The following is a 1,424-nucleotide window of genomic DNA, read 5'->3' on the forward strand; positions in this document are numbered from 1 at the left end:
GGAGGAATGATCAAGACCTGTGGATCTGGGAGGGCGTGCCTTCCCGCAGAATGATCCCGGTAGTCACTTGATCAAGTCAGCGTTGCAGCGCTGGCGGAAAGGCACGCCTCATGCTCACGGTAGTCAACGCCCCTGATGGTCCCAACCAGTCCAACGACGATCACCGGTCGATCCTCGATGAGATCGTGCGCGACGGGGCCCGGCAGATGCTCGCCGCAGCCCTGCAGGCCGAGGTCGCTGCCTATGTCGATCAGTTCACCGATCAGGTCGATGAGCACGGTCGCCGGCTGGTGGTGCGTAACGGCTACCACAACGAGCGGGAGGTGATGACCGCTGCTGGTGCGGTGCCGGTGCGGGCACCGCGGGTCAACGACAAGCGGGTCGACCCTGAAACTGGTGAACGTCAACGGTTCTCGTCGAAGATCATCCCGGCGTGGGCACGCAAGAGTCCGGAGGTCAGCGCGGTGTTGCCGCTGCTGTACCTGCACGGGTTGTCGTCGGGGGATTTCGGGCCGGCACTCGAGCAGTTTCTCGGTTCGGGTGCAGGGTTGTCGGCGGCCACGATCACCCGGTTGACCAGCCAGTGGCAGAAGGAAGCCGCGGCCTTCGAAGACCGCGACATCACCAGCGATTATGTCTACCTCTGGGTCGACGGAATCCACCTCAAAGTCCGGCTTGAGCAGGAGAAACTGTGCCTGTTGGTGATGATCGGTGTGCGGGCCGACGGCCGTAAAGAGCTCGTCGCCCTGGCCGATGGCTACCGCGAATCGACCGAATCGTGGGCCGATCTGTTGCGGTCGTGCCGGCGCCGCGGCATGGCGGCCCCGAACCTGGCCGTCGGGGACGGTGCCCTGGGGTTCTGGGCTGCGTTGCGCGAGGTGTTCCCGGATACCCGAGAGCAGCGGTGCTGGTTTCATAAACAAGGCAATGTGCTTGCCGCACTGCCGAAGTCGGCCCATCCGAATGCGATCAAAGCGATGCAGGAGATCTGCAACGCCGAAGACATCGACCACGCCCGCACCGCGATCACGGCTTTCGCCAAGACCTACGGCGCCAAGTACCCCAAAGCGGTCGCCAAGATCGTCGACGACGCTGATGTGCTGCTGGAGTTCTACCGTTACCCGGCCGAGCACTGGATTCATCTGCGCACGACCAACCCGATCGAGTCGACCTTCGCCACGGTCCGGTTGCGCACCAAGGTGACCAAGGGCCCCGGCTCACGGGCCGCGGGACTGGCGATGGCCTACAAACTCATCGAAGCCGCACAGACGAAATGGCGGGCCGTCAACGCACCCCACCTCGTCGCTCACGTCCGGGCCGGCGCCACCTTCAAAAACGGCGAACTCGTCGAACCCGGCACCGCCTCACCCGACCAGCAGGAGGCTGCCTGAAACAACCTCATCCACAGATCTTGACAATATCTC

1 protein-coding gene is annotated in these 1,424 nt (G+C 63.6%); it reads left to right on the forward strand.

All coding sequences use genetic code 11. The annotated features are described in order from the left end of the window. Nucleotides 1–110: 110 nt before the first annotated feature. Nucleotides 111–1,391, forward strand: a complete 1,281-nt coding sequence (locus tag GOSPT_RS05260; RefSeq protein ID WP_005203767.1) for an IS256 family transposase — start codon at nt 111–113, stop codon at nt 1,389–1,391. The last annotated feature ends 33 nt before the right edge of the window (nt 1,392–1,424 follow it).

This window comes from Gordonia sputi NBRC 100414 (assembly GCF_000248055.1).
GTDB lineage: Bacteria > Actinomycetota > Actinomycetes > Mycobacteriales > Mycobacteriaceae > Gordonia > Gordonia sputi.